Source organism: Pantanalinema rosaneae CENA516, from assembly GCF_050753385.1.
Classification (GTDB): Bacteria; Cyanobacteriota; Cyanobacteriia; order Leptolyngbyales; family Leptolyngbyaceae; genus Pantanalinema; species Pantanalinema rosaneae.
This window is the reverse complement of sequence record NZ_JBLZFZ010000039.1, coordinates 46,553-62,615: the sequence shown is the minus strand read 5'-3', so window position 1 is coordinate 62,615 and position 16,063 is coordinate 46,553. Positions and strand designations below refer to the sequence as shown.

The window sequence follows — 16,063 nt, the reverse complement described above, 5'->3', positions numbered from 1 at the left end:
CTTACCCGACAAGGAATTTCGCTACCTTAGGACCGTTATAGTTACGGCCGCCGTTCACCGGGGCTTCAATCGCCAGCTTCGCTTACGCTAACCGACTCATTTAACCTTCCGGCACTGGGCAGGCGTCAGCCCCCATACCTCGTCTTGCGACTTTGCGGAGACCTGTGTTTTTGGTAAACAGTCGCCTGGATCTCTTCACTGCGACCACCTCGCGGTGGCACCCCTTCTTCCGAAGTTACGGGGCAATTTTGCCGAGTTCCTTAGAGAGAGTTATCTCGCGCCCTTTAGTATTCTCAACCATCCCACCTGTGTCGGTTTCGGGTACGGGTGCATTATGGATTAACGTGTTTAGAGCTTTTCTTGGAAGCTTGACCTCAACCACTTCGGGGACGTATCCCCTCGTACTCACGCCTCAGCTCGGAACGTTTTCGCCGTTCCTCAACACCTCGGACGCTTGAACCGGTAACCAACATCCGGCTGGTTTAGCCTTCTCCGTCCCTCTGCACAATCCATAAGCAGTACAGGAATATTAACCTGTTATCCATCGACTACGGCCTTCGCCCTCGCCTTAGGACCCGACTAACCCTCCGCGGACGAGCCTTCCGGAGGAACCCTTGGGATTTCAGGGCATTGGATTCTCACCAATGTTTGCGCTACTCAAGCCGACATTCTCACTTCTGCTTCGTCCACACCTGCTCACGCTGATGCTTCTACCTACAACAGAACGCTCCCCTACCGATTTGTAAACAAATCCCACCGCTTCGGTACGCTGTTTAGCCCCGTTCATTTTCGGCGCAGGAACGCTTGACCAGTGAGCTATTACGCACTCTTTTAAGGATGGCTGCTTCTAGGCAAACCTCCTGGTTGTCTATGCATTCCCACCTCCTTTATCACTTAACAGCGATTTGGGGACCTTAGCGGGTGGTCTGGGCTGTTTCCCTCTTGACGATGAAGCTTATCCCCCACCGTCTCACTGGCTGTGTGTGCAGTTGGTATTCAGAGTTTGACTCGATTTGGTACCGCTCTCGCAGCCCGCACCGAATCAGTGCTTTACCCCCAACCTATAATCACAACCGCTGTACCTCAATACATTTCGGGGAGAACCAGCTAGCTCCGGGTTCGATTGGCATTTCACCCCTAACCACACCTCATCCGCCAATTTTTCAACATTGGTCGGTTCGGACCTCCACTTGGTGTTACCCAAGCTTCATCCTGGACATGGTTAGATCACCCGGGTTCGGGTCTATAAACACTGATTTGCGCCCTATTCAGACTCGCTTTCGCTTTGGCTGCGGCATTCTCGCCTTAACCTACCAGTGCCTATAAGTCGCCGGCTCATTCTTCAACAGGCACACGGTCAGTCGTTGAAATCGACCTTCCATTGCTTGTAGGCTTACGGTTTCATGTTCTATTTCACTCCCCTCCCGGGGTTCTTTTCACCTTTCCCTCGCGGTACTGGTTCACTATCGGTCACACAGGAGTATTTAGCCTTACGAGATGGTTCTCGCGGATTCACACGGGGTCGCTACCGTGCTACTCGGGATCCAGCTAGTATCCTTTCGCTTTCGACTACGAGACTATCACTCTCTTTGGTGCAAGATTCAATTGCTTCGTCTAGCGTCCGGTATTCCATATCGCTGTCCCACAACCCCAACAGGTAAACCTGCTGGTTTAGGCTCTTCCCTTTTCGCTCACCACTACTGGGGGAATCGATGTTTCTTTCTTCTCCTACAGCTACTAAGATGTTTCAGTTCGCTGCGTTCGCTCGTGCTAGTCTATGGATTCAACTAGCCGTATACAGGGTTGCCCCATTCGGAAATCTTCGGATCGATGCTTGCTTCCAGCTCCCCGAAGCGTATCGTCGGTAACTACGTCCTTCTTCGCCTCTGTGTGCCTAGGTATCCACCGTAAGCCCTTATTAGCTTGACCACTAACAAAAATTCATTGGTGTCTATGTATTAGTCAACTCCAGAAGCAATACTTCTAAAGTCGCTAACTACCTGACAAGTTTCTATGCAGTTTTCAAGGTTCTCGCTGGTCAATCCCAGCAGGCTCTCTCCTTAAACAATTTGCCTAACGAGAGTCAGCACTGATTCAATATCAGCACCGATGGAGGTTAGCAGACTCGAACTGCTGACATCCTGCTTGCAAAGCAGGCGCTCTACCAACTGAGCTAAACCCCCTAGGTGGGCCATCCTGGACTCGAACCAGGGACCTCACCCTTATCAGGGGTGCGCTCTAACCACCTGAGCTAATAGCCCGTTTCTTCACCCTAGGGTGAAAGTTTGAAAGCCTGCACTATTACCACTCGACCTTCGGTTGACCAGCTCCCGTTAGCAACTATTCTCTAACCGAGAGTGGGAGGTCTCCCTTAAAAGGAGGTGATCCAGCCACACCTTCCGGTACGGCTACCTTGTTACGACTTCACCCCAGTCATCAGCCCTGCCTTCGGCATCCTCCTCCTCCGAAAAGGTTGGAGTAACGACTTCGGGCGTGGCCAACTCCCATGGTGTGACGGGCGGTGTGTACAAGGCCCGGGAACGTATTCACCGCAGTATGCTGACCTGCGATTACTAGCGATTCCGCCTTCATGCAGGCGAGTTGCAGCCTGCAATCTGAACTGAGCCGTGGTTTACGGGATTAGCTCACTCTCGCGAGTTGGCAACCCTCTGTCCACAGCATTGTAGTACGTGTGTAGCCCAGGACGTAAGGGGCATGCTGACTTGACGTCATCCACACCTTCCTCCGGTTTGTCACCGGCAGTCTCTCCAGAGTGCCCAACTAAATGATGGCAACTAAAGACGTGGGTTGCGCTCGTTGCGGGACTTAACCCAACATCTCACGACACGAGCTGACGACAGCCATGCACCACCTGTGTTCGCGCTCCCGAAGGCACTCCTCAGTTTCCCGAGGATTCGCGACATGTCAAGCCCTGGTAAGGTTCTTCGCGTTGCATCGAATTAAACCACATACTCCACCGCTTGTGCGGGCCCCCGTCAATTCCTTTGAGTTTCACACTTGCGTGCGTACTCCCCAGGCGGGGTACTTAACGCGTTAGCTACGGCACTGACCGGGTCGATACGGCCAACACCTAGTACCCATCGTTTACAGCTAGGACTACAGGGGTATCTAATCCCTTTCGCTCCCCTAGCTTTCGTCCCTCAGTGTCAGTACAGGCCCAGTAGCGCGCTTTCGCCGCTGGTGTTCTTCCCAATATCTACGCATTTCACCGCTACACTGGGAATTCCCGCTACCCCTACCGTACTCAAGTTAAACAGTTTCCACTGCCTTTACGGAGTTAAGCTCCGCGCTTTGACAGCAGACTTGCTCAACCACCTGCGGACGCTTTACGCCCAATAAATCCGGATAACGCTTGCATCCTCCGTATTACCGCGGCTGCTGGCACGGAGTTAGCCGATGCTGATTCGATCGGTACCGTCACTGTCTTCTTCCCGATCAAAAGAGGTTTACAACCCAAGAGCCTTCCTCCCTCACGCGGTATTGCTCCGTCAGGCTTTCGCCCATTGCGGAAAATTCCCCACTGCTGCCTCCCGTAGGAGTCTGGGCCGTGTCTCAGTCCCAGTGTGGCTGATCATCCTCTCAGACCAGCTACAGATCGTCGCCTTGGTAAGCCTTTACCTTACCAACTAGCTAATCTGACGCGAGCTCATCTTCAGGCTATAAATATTTCACCTCTCGGCACATCGGGTTTTAGCAGCCGTTTCCAGCTGTTGTCCCCATCCTGAAGGCAGATTCTCACGCGTTACTCACCCGTCCGCCACTATGTCCGAAGACACCGTTCGACTTGCATGTGTTAAGCATACCGCCAGCGTTCATCCTGAGCCAGGATCAAACTCTCCATGGTATAAGAGTTCTTTCTGCTCTTTAATTAATGACTTAGCTATACTAAGCCCCGTTATCCGCAGTTAAGTCTCTAGACTCACATCTAAACCACTTAACCACTTCTCGTTTCTTTGACGTGGCTTTTGTGCTATTATGGCTTTCAAACTATTCGATTTCCTAGGTTCTTAACAACCTCGGGAACACGTCGCTTTCGCTCCGCCCCCTCGACCGCTTTACTAAGATAGCGCAATCCAAAATTGCCTGTCAACTAGGTCTTGCAACTTTCCTTGAATCCCTTAGCGAATGGCACATTTGAGCGAGAATTGAGTGTTGGGATTGTGCGATAAGGGAAAGGAAGTATGAATTTTCAATCTGTAATTGCGACGTTGCATCAGTTTTGGAGCGATCGCGGCTGTCTCATCGTCCAGCCTTACGACACAGAGAAAGGGGCTGGCACGAAGAGTCCTCATACCTTTTTGCGGGCGATCGGACCGGAACCCTGGTCCGTGGCTTATGTGGAACCCTGCCGTCGTCCGGGAGATGGGCGGTATGGAGAAAACCCGAATCGGGTACAGCATTATTATCAGTACCAAGTTTTAGTTAAACCGTCACCAGATAATATTCAGGATATTTATCTGGACTCCTTACGGGCATTGGGGATTCAGCCGGAAGATCATGATGTGCGGTTTGTGGAGGATAACTGGGAAGATGCGGCGGTGGGAGCCTGGGGCGTAGGGTGGGAAGTTTGGCTAGATGGCATGGAAGTGACGCAGTTTACGTACTTCCAGCAGTGTGGTGGGTTGGATTGTCGTCCGGTGTCGATCGAGATTACCTATGGGCTGGAGCGACTGACCATGTATCTGCAAGGGGTGAACTCGATTTTTGATATTCAATGGAATGATCAACTTACCTATGGCGATGTGCATTTACAAGGGGAAGTTGAGGGGTCTAAGTATAACTTTGAGGCATCCAATCCAGAGTTGTTGTTCACTTTATTTAAGTTGTATGAGCAAGAAGCGCAGCAGTTAATGGCTAAGGAACTGGTACTCCCAGCCTTTGATCAGGTGTTGAAGTGCTCCCATACCTTCAACCTGCTGGATGCAAGGGGGGTAATTTCGGTGACGGAGCGCACCCGCTATATTGGGCGAATCCGAAACATGGCGCGACAGGTGGCTCAGTTGTATCTGAAGCAACGGGAAGATCTGGGATTTCCACTGTTACAGGCTGAAGCAACAAAAGCGGCTTGATAAAAGAGCATGTATTGCGATCGTCCACCGTTCTTGATTTAAGCTGATGGTTGGCGGTTGAGCCAGATACTATGTAATCCGGCGGCTCTGGCTGCCTGGAAGTCCTCTTTGTAGCTGTCACCAATATGCCAGGCTGAGGCGGGATCACAATGGTGTTTCTGTAGAGCGATCGCGAAAATGCGGGCATCTGGCTTGGCGGCTCCTACCTCAGTGGAAATGGTGATCGAGGTGAAATAGTCGGCTAAATCGAGGGCGTACAGAACGGTGTAGAGGCGGGAGTCAAAGTTGGACAAAATCCCTAAAGGAATGCCTAACTGCTGCCAGTGCTGTAGAGCCGGTCGCACATCGGGATAAACAAACCAGGGGTTAGCCGTAGCAAAGTGATCATAGAGTTCGGCGAAAAACTCACCAAAGTCGGGGAATTGATGGAAAGCGCCAACTTGCTTAAAGGTATGGGTCGCGATCGTCATCCACCAGGAAAACTCTTTTGCCTGTAACTCAGTGGCTTCAGTTTCTGGAAAGGCGGGTGAACCAACGGCTTGAAAACTTTGAAAAAAGGCTTGATCCAATAGGGTGGGAGACACGGTCACTCCATACCGACGAGCAATGTCGCTGTACACCTCTCCTACACTGCCACGAACTCCAAATAATGTGCCGACAGCATCCAGAAAAATCACCTTTGGTCGGTGGATGATTTGTCGTTGCATGTTGATAGTTTAAATTTGGTTACGGTCAAATCGTAAGATAGTGAAGGCGTGACTGGACGGCGATCGTGAAAGCAATTTCTCTTCTTGGCTCAACTGGCTCAATTGGCACCCAAACTCTCGATATTGTGACCCATCATCCAGATGAATTTCGGATTGTGGGTTTAGCCTCTGGTCGAAATGTCGAATTACTCGCCCAGCAGATTCGGCAATTTCAGCCTCAAATTGTGGCGATTTGTGAGGCTGACAAGCTACCCGAATTAAAAGAGGCGATCGCGGATGTAGAGCCACAGCCCATTGTGTTGGCGGGGGAAGAGGGCGTGATTGAAGTTGCCCGCTATGCCGAAGCCGATGTGGTTGTAACTGGAATTGTGGGTTGTGCGGGGTTATTGCCGACGATCGCGGCGATCGAAGCTGGCAAAGATATTGCCTTAGCCAACAAAGAAACCTTGATTGCTGGAGGACCCGTCGTTCTGCCGTTGGTGCAGAAACATGGGATCAAACTACTGCCTGCCGATTCCGAACACTCAGCGATCTTCCAGTGTTTACAAGGAGTTCCAACTAACGGACTCCGACGAGTTTTGTTAACGGCATCCGGTGGAGCGTTTCGCGATTTGCCAGTGGAGCAGTTGTCCCAAGTGACGGTGGCAGATGCCTTGAAGCATCCCAACTGGTCAATGGGGCGCAAAATCACGATCGACTCCGCAACCTTAATGAACAAAGGGTTGGAAGTGATTGAGGCACACTTCCTATTTGGCGTGGATTACGACCAGATCGCGATCGTGATTCATCCTCAAAGCATCATTCATTCCATGATTGAGCTACAGGATACGTCGGTGCTGGCGCAACTGGGGTGGGCAGATATGCGACTACCACTGCTGTATGCGCTTTCATATCCCGAACGGATTTACACCGATTGGGAACCTTTGGATCTGGTGAAAATCGGTAGCCTCACCTTCCGAGAGCCGGATCATCAAAAATATCCCTGTATGCAACTAGCCTATGCAGCAGGACGGGCGGGAGGCTGTATGCCTGCGGTCTTAAATGCCGCCAATGAGCAAGCAGTAGCGCTATTCCTGGATGAAAAGATCCAATTTTTAGATATTCCCCGGTTGATTGAGCAGACCTGCGATCGCTACCATCGCCAAAACCGTTCAACTCCAACGTTAGATGATATTTTGGCAGCCGATCGCTGGGCACGTCAGGAGGTTTTGACGGCAGCTAGCCCATCGATGCTACCAATGGGGTAACGGTTGAAGCTGGATAAAACGAGGCAGGATAGAGAAGACTGTATAGACTCGTGAGCCGTTTGGTATGAATCTGATCCTGGTCATTGCTGCGATCGTTATTTCCATCCTGGTGTTTACCTGGCTGATCAAGATTGTGAAAGCCACGATCGGAACCGCCATTGTGATTGCCGCGATCGTGTTAGTTTTACAGCTTGTCTTCGGGATTGGACCGAGCCAGCTTTGGGAACAGATTAGCCAAATTCCCCAAGCGCTCTGGAATCTAGTCACAGGGGGAAGATAACGATCGTAGCAAGTCAGCTTTAGCTACCTGATAATTTCAACAGTGCATCTTTTACCGTGGGAGGAAGTTGACGCATAATTTTGCCCTTCTCGCGATCGACCGCTACGAGAGTTGCCCGAGCCGTTACAAATAGCTCTTTGCCGTCTATCGATTGGATATGGTAGTCCCAGTTAATCCGCACCCCTTCGATCGCGGCCATCCGGACTTTGACGATCGCATCCATACCCATGCGAACGGATTGGTGATAGCGGGCAGCGAACTCAACAACCGGGAGATCACAGCCTAACGCCACCAGATCCGCAAAGTGAATTCCGATCGAGCGGAGACATGCCACCCGGGCTTCCTCCATCCAGGCAACATAGCTGCCATGCCACACAATGCCACCATAATCCGTATGGTGCGGATAGGCATGGACAGGGTATTCAAACCAGTTACCATCCATCAGTGCTAACGCATTTTGAGCCATACCCTCTGGCGGCAGTGAGAAGAAATTTTGCGAATCACCTGTCATGCTACAAATTATTCCGAAAAACGGCTTCTAGACTAATTTCTAATTCTTATATACCTGATTTGTGCAACTTCAATCACCAGGAATGGTTCTGAGCGCGATCGCGGAACTCAAAACAGCAGAACTAGATTAATTCAGAGTTATTTTACGATTGGTTGCCATCCGCCAATGAGAAATTTGCTTAGAGGGCGTTTGAAAAGTCACAATCGTTACCTGAACTGCCCCCCTACCCCCCAATTCTGGGGGGAACCGGATTCAAAGTCCCCCAGAATTGGGGGATTTAGGGGGCTAGTGCAATCGTTTTGATACTTTTAAAACATTCTCTTAGCAGCAAAGGTCATCCCAGGATTCTAGCAACGTTTAAACATATTTTTAAATGCTAGAAATTTTCAAGAATTAATTTGATATTTCTTTACATTTTTCAATCCTAATTAGAGTGCCACAACACCATAAGATCGAGCAATTCTGAAGGTATAATTACTGATTGAAACTCATATAGCGATCCGATTTGGAATGAGGAGAGACATTCGTTAAGGTAGTCTTTTGTTCGTCCTCAGTGATGACGAGGTGCTATCAAAAGCCGTGATGATAGATATCAGGCGATCGGGTCACTGCAATCATGCAACGATTGATGATTGTTGAATGAGTCTGAGGGTTTATAGAGACTGAAACCGTTTTAGAAGTCCGAGGCAATGTAATGATCAATAAGATTCTCCTGGCTGACTCTGGAACTGGGCATTCTGAAGAAATGCTGAAGGTTTTAATGGAAATTCCTCCCCTTCGGAACGCCAATGTGACTGTTTTGCATGTTGTTCCTTCCCAAATCACCACAGATGTGATGACTGAAAAGTGGGAAGAGGGCGGCAAAATCTTGGCAAACGCAATTCAGACTCTTAACTTAGACCCTAACTTAGTCACAGCAGTGCTACGGCAGGGTGATCCTAAAGATACCGTCTGTAAGGTGGCGGAAGAGATTGATGCTGACCTGATCATCATGGGATCACGGGGTCTGAAACGCCTGGTTTCTATCTTGGAAAACTCCGTGAGTCAGTACGTGTTTCAATTGTCGTCCCGCCCCATGCTGCTGGTAAAAGATGATCTGTACGCAGTTCGGCATATCCAGCGAGTTATGGTTGCCCTGGACAAGTCTGACTCCGCCAGTCAAGCCCTGAAACTAGCATTATTCCTGCTGCGAGATGTTAAAGATGGACAGATTGTTTTAGTCCATGTCAATCCTGATTTAAGTGGTAAACCGGGTACTACCCTCAGCAGTACGGAGGCTGAACGTGATCCAGTCTTAGCTCCCGCGATCGCGGAAGCCAAACGAATGGGCGTTGGTTACAAGTGCGTGGTGACTTCGGGTAAGCCGGGTGAAGAAATTTGCCGTCTGGCAGAGGAAATGCACATTGATCTATTACTGTTGGGTTCGCCCGATCGCCGTCCTTCTATTGCCCGGGGGCTACCGGATCTCGATCGGTTGTTGGGCTCCTCACTGTCAGACTATGTGCGGGTACATGCGAATTGTCCCGTCTTGCTGACCCGCACCAACGCTTAATCAAACTGTACGGGCGGGTTGAGAAGACTTAATCTGCCTCCTCCCTATATAATCTATTGGCAAAACCCGTCCCTACCAAACCTTGAGCTGATTTAATTCCCGCTCCTAAGAGGCTGGTTGAAACAGAGAACTAGTGATTTGAATGCCCCCTAACTCTCTAATTCTGGGGGAAACCTTAAAACATTCTAAGGTTGAAGCCTAAAGAAAGCCTGAAGGCTGACCTGAATAAGCTAAAGGATAGAGTAAGCTAATCTATCCTTTAGCTTATATTCGTCTTTAAGACCCAAATGCACCAAAGTCAGAACTAGAAAAATGGTGGTATCGTGGTGTCAATGAGCGATCTGAAGCGGTTTTACGATGTATTAGGATTACAGCCTGGAGCCTCACTGGAAGAAGTGAACCAGGCGTATAAGGACTTGGTGTTTATTTGGCATCCCGATCGGGTGCCGAAGGATAATCCGCGTCTGCACCAAAAAGCAGAAGCCAAGATTAAAGAAATTAATGAAGCCCGCGATCGGCTGCGAGAACACCAGGAGAAAGTCCGGGTACAGGCAGCCCGATCTAAAGCCCGTAACCATTACTATCAACCCTATCCTCGTCCCCATGAGTCTCAGTCATCGGCGGGGCGATCGCAGTCTCAAGCTCAATCCCATCATCAATCAACAAACGACCAATCCCCTAAGCATCGGGCTACAAATGCCGCGAATGGCAGTAGCCATCAAGCTGGCGATCGACCGCCGAACAACCACCAAACGAACCACCAAGGTGGTAGCCATCAGAACAGCAGCCATCAAACCAACCATCAGGCGGCTTCCCACAAAGAGCGATCGAGCTACCAGAGTTACGCCTCGTATTACCAACCCTATTCTTCCTATTACCAGCAAGGATCGGCGGAACAGAAGCAGACCCATACCACCGGCAATCATCAGACGGCTAAGCCGAATAGCAATGGGCAATCCCAAGCCAGACCGCATTCGACCAGCCAGAGCAGTTCGACCTTCAATAGTTGGAATCAAACCCCTGATTTAACTGGAGTGGATTACAGTGGTCGCAATTTAAAGGAAAAGGATTTCGCTGGGAGGAATCTGACTCGCGCGAATTTGAGTCAAACCGATTTGAGTGATGCTTTTCTCCACCGGGTGAATTTACACGCGGCAAATTTGGAGAAAGCCAATCTGTTTCGCGCCAATTTACTGGAAGCCAACTTACAACAGACCAACCTCCGGGAAGCCAATTTGATCGGAGCGGACTTAAGTGGAGCCGATTTATCGGGTGCGGATTTAACCGGAGCCAAAGTCGGTTCCGGCGATCGCATTATGGTGAAACTAACGGGCGCTAAACTCACGGGTACAATTCTGCCCGATGGTCGAGTGCATGAGTAATCGCATTTTGAACCATTACAATGGGCGATCGCTAAACGGGTAAAGCGTTGTTGGCATTTGCCCCGACCACCGCAATAACACCACCTCCTCCCGCATCTGCTCTTTGGTTGCCGTCGCTAATCGTGTGCGAAACAGATCAATCCCAACAAATTCGTAGCCTAACCCCTGTGCCAAATCTCCTAGTAATTCTCCTGTCCGAATCAGAACTTGCAGATAGGATTTTTGATCACCCACTACATAGGCGAGTTGTGCCCCCGGACGCAGAATATGCCGCAAATCGGCGAGATGTTTTGCCATACCACCAAAGTACAGTTTGACCGCTCGGTGATACAGCCGCTCAAAGCCACTGGTTTTGCCTAAACTCAGGCGGCGCTGTTCAATTTCATTGGCAATCCGTTGAATTTCAGGATGGCGAGATACCCAGATATCATCGGTGTCAGCCTTGAACACATTTCGAGTATTAGAGCGAATTAACCCTTCCTTAAACGATCGCAACTCTGCTTTATTGTGAATGAATCCCAAGAGGACAGATTCTAGCCGTGTTGTCCGGGTGTAATCTTTTTCATTTGGGTAGGGCGGTGAGGTGATAACAGCATCGATCGAATTGGCAGCGAACACCTGGACGACTTGCCGCGCATCGGCATGATGAATCGTTGCCGGAGTGAACGGCAAAGTTTGTAAATACCGAAGATCGGCGGCGATCGCTTGTACTTCCCTCAGCCAAGCTTCCACAACAGGAGCATCAGACTTTGCTTTCCCCACCCCAACTTCCGGCCCAAACCGCAAATTACTAATGGACGTAATCACCGCCTTTGCCAATGCCAACCGCACGTGTCGGAATGAGGGATGGGTGGCATACCGATCGATTTGCTCCAGTAATACTAAGGTTTTATGTAGTGGTAGGGGACTAATCGAGTTTTTCAGAATCACCTTCTGGCTTTCCTCGGGCAGAGTGCGAAGGGATTCAGGTGATTGAGCGATCGCCTGTTCTGTGGCAATGCCAACCGTTTCGGCAATCGCTAAAAGCTGATCTGGGTCGGGAGTCCAATCGAGTTTAACGGAACCCGCGAACCACGCCATTGGGTTAGCTTCCGTTCCCAGGCTGGGGATGCTTAACTTTTTGCATTCAACCACGGTGGTACCAGTGCCACAAAAGGGATCAAGCACCTGATGGTCAGGTGTAATGCCAAACTTCTCAATGTAATCCTGTACCAGATGGGGCGGAAAAGACAGGATAAACCGATACCAACTATGGGCAACTCGATCGCGCTCCTGAAGCTGATTTAGTTCTGGACGATGGCGATCGAGGTCAGAAGCAGTGACGCTGGGGATAGGATTCAAAATCGCGACTCTAACCGACTACAGCAGTACAAGGATTCTAGGGCAAAAGTCGCTGATCGCTGAAAATAAATTCCTGGTTCAAATCGGTGCCGTCTCTAAGGCAGAGAGTCGTCCATCTTCCATATAAATAATCCGATCGGCGACATCCAGAATCCGATTATCGTGGGTGACTAACAAAATCGCCGAACCCCGTTGTTTCGCCAGCCGTTGCATAATTTCCACCACATCCCGCCCGGATTGCTTGTCCAACGCGGCCGTTGGTTCATCTGCCAGCACAATTTTGGGATGACTGGCTAAGGCGCGGGCGATCGCCACCCGTTGCTTCTGCCCACCGGATAGCTCATGGGGATAGTAGTTCGCCCAATCGCGGAGTCCCACCGCTTCTAGCATTTCTTCCGACAGACGACGGGCATCTCGTTCAGACACCTCACTATGCAATTCCAGCGACATCTGGACATTTTGCCGCGCCGTCAAGGAATTGAGGAGATTGTGTGCCTGAAAGATATAGCCAATATTGCGCCGTAAAGGCACTAAGCGACCGTGGTCGGCATGATATAACTCCTGCCCCAACACCCGCATACTGCCTTCTTGAGTTGATCGCAGGGCACCAATTAACGTCAGTAAGGTTGTTTTCCCGGAGCCGGAGGGTCCCATCATAATCACAATTTCCCCAGGCTGAATCTCGGCAGTAATCTCAAACAAAATTTGTTTGCGTAATCGACCGCTGCCAAAGTAGTGATTCACCCGATCGATGGCAATAACAGGTTCCTGCGACATGGATCAAAATACTAGTGAGACTGGTTTTGATCTTAGCCGATGCTCCGTTTAGCCTGGTAGATTACTAGAAAATGTCGGCTGGATCGGCATCCTGGACTCGACGTACCGCGATCGCTCCGGACACCATACACATAATGACCGTTAGACAAAACACCATCAGGCTGCGTTCGGCGGTCATAAAGATGGGCAATGAGGTGGCGTTGCGGGTCAGGTTATACAGTCCCGTCGAAAACAGAAACCCTGGAATATAGCCCATAATTGCCAGGATAAACGCCTCCTGAAACACTACAGACAACAGGTAAGTATTCCGATAGCCCATCGCCTTGAGCGTGGCGTATTCTGCCAGGTGATCGGAAACATCGGTATACAAAATCTGATACACAATCACGGTGCCAACGACAAAGCCGATCGCCGCCCCTAGAGTAAAAATGAACCCGATCGCGGTACTACTTGCCCAATAGTTGCGTTCAAAATCGACAAATTCTTCTTTAGAGAACACCCGCACATCCTTGGTTGCCTCTTGCAAAATCGTTCGTAATCTCTGTAGAACCTGTTCGCGATCGGCATTGGGCGTTAACCGAATCACTCCCACATCCAACTGTCCTATGTCTCGTTGTCCAAACAACCGCAGAAAATTCAGATCGCTGGTAATCAGGTTGCCATCGGCACCAAAGGATGCCCCTAGCTTAAACAAACCGCCTACATTCACGCGCCGCCCACTCAGTTCCGTCCTTACACTTTTGTGCTGTTCAAATAACTCACCGATCGGTCCGAATTCCTCCCGTGAGGCGCGATCAAATAACACGGTATCCGGCAACCGAATGGGGGCTAAATTTGAGACAATTTCCTGACTAAAAATGGGATTGTCCGGATCAAATCCAATTACCAGAATTTGCCGGGTGCGGCGATTGGTCGGATTTCTCCAGGTGGCAAACCCCAAATATAACGGACTAACAGATTCCACCCCATTCACTCCTAACGCCTGATATAAGCGACGTTGAGGAAATTGCTCCATCGCAATTAATGCCGTGGATTGGGGACTAATTAAAAAGATATCGCCTTCAATATTGCGGTGTAGGCTGACCGCACTATCGAACAGGGCATCTTGAAAGCCAAATTGAATAAACATCAAAATCACGGCAAAGCCGATGCCTGCCAGCGCTACCAATAAGCGCACTTTCTCACGTTTGAGTTGTAACCAGGCTAGGGGAATCGCAAACATGCTCTACGGCTCAATACTCACCAAAACCTTTAAGTTAGTCAGTTTGGCAACAGGCTGACTATCGTTCAATCGCACTTTCACTTCTACCACTCGAGTATCTGTATCCTGCACCGGATCGGTGTTCAGGACATCATTTTTACGAATCTGTAAACCAATATGCTCCACAGTTCCCGCCAGTGTGCCTGGGAACGGAGGGTTGACAGGACTGGTACTGGCGATCGTTGCCTGTTGCCCAACCCGCACTCGACCCACATCCCCTTCGGCCACCTCAGCCACCGCATACATTTGATCCGTCCGTCCCAATTCAGCGATGCCACTACAGCTTTGGCGGTTGCTACCACCAGATGACTGAGCACTGCCTGCCTGTTCCCCTTCTTTAGCGTAGATTTTGAGTACCTGACCTTCGATCGGCGATCGTACCGCCGCCGTTTCCATATCCGCTTTGGCACGCTGTAAATTTGCCAGTTCCACCTGCACCTGGGCTTCTGCCTGTTGCAGATCCACCGGACGCACTTCTACCAGTCCACTACGCACCTGTTGGGACTGTTGAAACTCCCGTACCGACTGTTCCAATTCCTTTTGAGCTTGCTTTAAGGTTTCGGAGGCGGTTGCTAGAGCCAATCGGCGTTGATCCAGATCCGATTGGGAAATCGCACCACTGTTATACAGGCTTTCGTAGCGTTGATAGTCGCGTTTGGCAATCTCTAACTCGGCAGCCCAGCGATTGATTTCTGCCTCTTTCACCCCAATTTGGGCTTGTCGTGCCTGAATCGTCGCCTGTTGGGCATTGACATCACCCTGTTTGGCTTCACCCGCCTGAACCTGTGCCAATCGGGTCTGCGCTTCTCTCACCCTCGCTTCGGCTTCTAACCCGGCGGCATACAGGCGATCGTAGGTGTCCATGACCGCAATCACCTGATTTTGCTTGACGCGATCGCCCTCTTTGACCATCCAGCGCCGAATCACACTACTAAATCCGGCGGAGGACGGAGGAGACACACAAAACACCTCGCCACCTGGCTCCAACCGCCCCAACGCCGTAATCTGATCCTCACGAGTAGATGGTGGCATAGGCGTAGAATCTGTGCTCCCTTCAGACTGGGCTTGCTTCTGCTCGGGAGGACGCAGCGCTACAAAAATGCTGAAGCCCGTTACCCCTAGAGCCAGCACAATTAAGGCGGCAATCCACTTGCCAGAAAATTTCAGCAAATTTTTCTCACCCATGACCCATCCCATCCTTGGTGCAGTGGAAAGCTATGCTTACCCGATCAAACGCAGGTTGGCTACCTCAGCCCATTAACTGAGTGATTATAGCCATGCCGACGATTTTATCGAACTTCCAGCGAATTGGCGGCGCTGAACACTGCGATCGCTCAACAGATGATACTCTTAGCCTTGATCCTTTAAATCATGAGTTTGTAGACCTGCAATGGACATTAAAGCCCTGATCCGCGAGATTCCCGATTTCCCTAAACCTGGAATTTTGTTCCGCGACATCACTACACTGTTACGGGATGCTCAAGGACTACGCTACACGATCGATACCCTGGCAGAAAAGTGTGCCGATCTAGCGCCCGACTGCATTATTGGCATGGAATCACGCGGGTTTATCTTCGGCACAGCGCTGGCATATCACATGGGGCTAGGGTTTATTCCAGTCCGGAAACCCGGGAAATTGCCTGGGGCTGTCCATACGGTGGAATATGAGTTGGAATATGGTTCCGATCGGCTGGAAGTTCACCAGGATGCCTTAATTCCACCGGGTTGTAAAGTTCTGATCGTAGACGACTTGATTGCCACAGGAGGCACTGCCGCCGCTACCGCTAAGCTAGTGGAACAAGCTGGGGGCAACTTAGTCGGGTTTGCCTTTGTGATTGAACTCTTGGAACTTCAGGGTCGTCAGTATTTACCAGACGTGCCGATCGTAACCCTGGTGCAATACTAGGATAGTTAT

13 protein-coding genes, 2 tRNA genes and 2 rRNA genes are annotated in these 16,063 nt (G+C 50.3%); 7 read left to right on the top strand and 10 right to left on the bottom strand.

The genetic code is table 11. The annotated features are described in order from the left end of the window. From ACN4EK_RS20970 to ACN4EK_RS20955, 4 genes are all read right to left on the bottom strand, one after another. Window positions 1-1,929: ribosomal RNA gene (locus tag ACN4EK_RS20970) — 23S ribosomal RNA — on the bottom strand; the annotation flags it as partial. 181 nt (window positions 1,930-2,110) lie between these two features. After that, a tRNA-Ala gene (locus tag ACN4EK_RS20965) sits at window positions 2,111-2,183 on the bottom strand. Window positions 2,184-2,187: 4 nt separating this feature from the next. Further along, window positions 2,188-2,261: transfer RNA gene (locus ACN4EK_RS20960), tRNA-Ile, on the bottom strand. Window positions 2,262-2,374: 113 nt separating this feature from the next. After that, window positions 2,375-3,865: ribosomal RNA gene (locus ACN4EK_RS20955) — 16S ribosomal RNA — on the bottom strand. Between the two features lie 337 nt (window positions 3,866-4,202). On the opposite strand from ACN4EK_RS20955, the gene glyQ reads away from it, so the two are divergent. Continuing rightward, window positions 4,203-5,090 (top strand): glycine--tRNA ligase subunit alpha, encoded by an 888-nt coding sequence (gene glyQ / locus ACN4EK_RS20950; RefSeq protein WP_431660143.1) that lies wholly within the window; start codon window positions 4,203-4,205, stop codon window positions 5,088-5,090. A gap of 38 nt (window positions 5,091-5,128) precedes the next feature. Here the strand turns inward: glyQ and ACN4EK_RS20945 are convergent, their stop codons facing one another. Beyond that, window positions 5,129-5,797, bottom strand: a complete 669-nt coding sequence (locus tag ACN4EK_RS20945; RefSeq protein ID WP_431660142.1) for an HAD-IA family hydrolase — start codon at window positions 5,795-5,797, stop codon at window positions 5,129-5,131. Window positions 5,798-5,862: 65 nt separating this feature from the next. Between ACN4EK_RS20945 and dxr the strand changes: the two genes are divergently transcribed. Both dxr and ACN4EK_RS20935 read left to right on the top strand, forming a co-directional pair. After that, on the top strand, window positions 5,863-7,044 hold the full coding sequence (gene dxr, locus ACN4EK_RS20940; protein WP_431660141.1) for a 1-deoxy-D-xylulose-5-phosphate reductoisomerase: 1,182 nt from the start codon (window positions 5,863-5,865) through the stop codon (window positions 7,042-7,044). A gap of 64 nt (window positions 7,045-7,108) precedes the next feature. Then, entirely contained in the window at window positions 7,109-7,324 is a 216-nt protein-coding gene (locus tag ACN4EK_RS20935; protein WP_431660140.1) for a hypothetical protein, read from the top strand. Window positions 7,325-7,343: 19 nt separating this feature from the next. Here ACN4EK_RS20935 and ACN4EK_RS20930 read toward each other — a convergent pair whose 3' ends face one another. Continuing rightward, complete coding sequence (locus ACN4EK_RS20930; RefSeq protein WP_431660139.1) at window positions 7,344-7,835, bottom strand: acyl-CoA thioesterase; 492 nt, start codon at window positions 7,833-7,835, stop codon at window positions 7,344-7,346. 694 nt (window positions 7,836-8,529) lie between these two features. Between ACN4EK_RS20930 and ACN4EK_RS20925 the strand changes: the two genes are divergently transcribed. Beyond that, a complete protein-coding gene (locus tag ACN4EK_RS20925) occupies window positions 8,530-9,387 on the top strand; it encodes a universal stress protein (protein ID WP_431660137.1) in 858 nt (285 codons plus the stop codon). A gap of 332 nt (window positions 9,388-9,719) precedes the next feature. Next, window positions 9,720-10,769, top strand: a complete 1,050-nt coding sequence (locus tag ACN4EK_RS20920) for a pentapeptide repeat-containing protein (RefSeq protein ID WP_431660145.1) — start codon at window positions 9,720-9,722, stop codon at window positions 10,767-10,769. A 15-nt stretch (window positions 10,770-10,784) separates the two neighbouring features. On the opposite strand, the gene ACN4EK_RS20915 is transcribed toward ACN4EK_RS20920, so the two are convergent. From ACN4EK_RS20915 to ACN4EK_RS20900, 4 genes are all read right to left on the bottom strand, one after another. Continuing rightward, window positions 10,785-12,110, bottom strand: a complete 1,326-nt coding sequence (locus tag ACN4EK_RS20915; protein WP_431660136.1) for a DNA methyltransferase — start codon at window positions 12,108-12,110, stop codon at window positions 10,785-10,787. A 78-nt stretch (window positions 12,111-12,188) separates the two neighbouring features. Next, complete coding sequence (locus tag ACN4EK_RS20910; RefSeq protein WP_431660135.1) at window positions 12,189-12,887, bottom strand: DevA family ABC transporter ATP-binding protein; 699 nt, start codon at window positions 12,885-12,887, stop codon at window positions 12,189-12,191. A gap of 64 nt (window positions 12,888-12,951) precedes the next feature. Then, complete coding sequence (gene devC, locus ACN4EK_RS20905) at window positions 12,952-14,109, bottom strand: ABC transporter permease DevC (RefSeq protein ID WP_431660134.1); 1,158 nt, start codon at window positions 14,107-14,109, stop codon at window positions 12,952-12,954. 3 nt (window positions 14,110-14,112) lie between these two features. Beyond that, entirely contained in the window at window positions 14,113-15,333 is a 1,221-nt protein-coding gene (locus tag ACN4EK_RS20900; RefSeq protein ID WP_431660133.1) for an ABC exporter membrane fusion protein, read from the bottom strand. 92 nt (window positions 15,334-15,425) lie between these two features. On the opposite strand from ACN4EK_RS20900, the gene ACN4EK_RS20895 reads away from it, so the two are divergent. Both ACN4EK_RS20895 and ACN4EK_RS20890 read left to right on the top strand, forming a co-directional pair. Beyond that, window positions 15,426-15,557 (top strand): hypothetical protein, encoded by a 132-nt coding sequence (locus ACN4EK_RS20895; RefSeq protein WP_431660132.1) that lies wholly within the window; start codon window positions 15,426-15,428, stop codon window positions 15,555-15,557. Further along, a complete protein-coding gene (locus tag ACN4EK_RS20890; RefSeq protein ID WP_431660131.1) occupies window positions 15,539-16,054 on the top strand; it encodes an adenine phosphoribosyltransferase in 516 nt (171 codons plus the stop codon). The genes ACN4EK_RS20895 and ACN4EK_RS20890 overlap by 19 nt, the downstream gene beginning before the upstream one ends. Window positions 16,055-16,063: the final 9 nt, after the last annotated feature.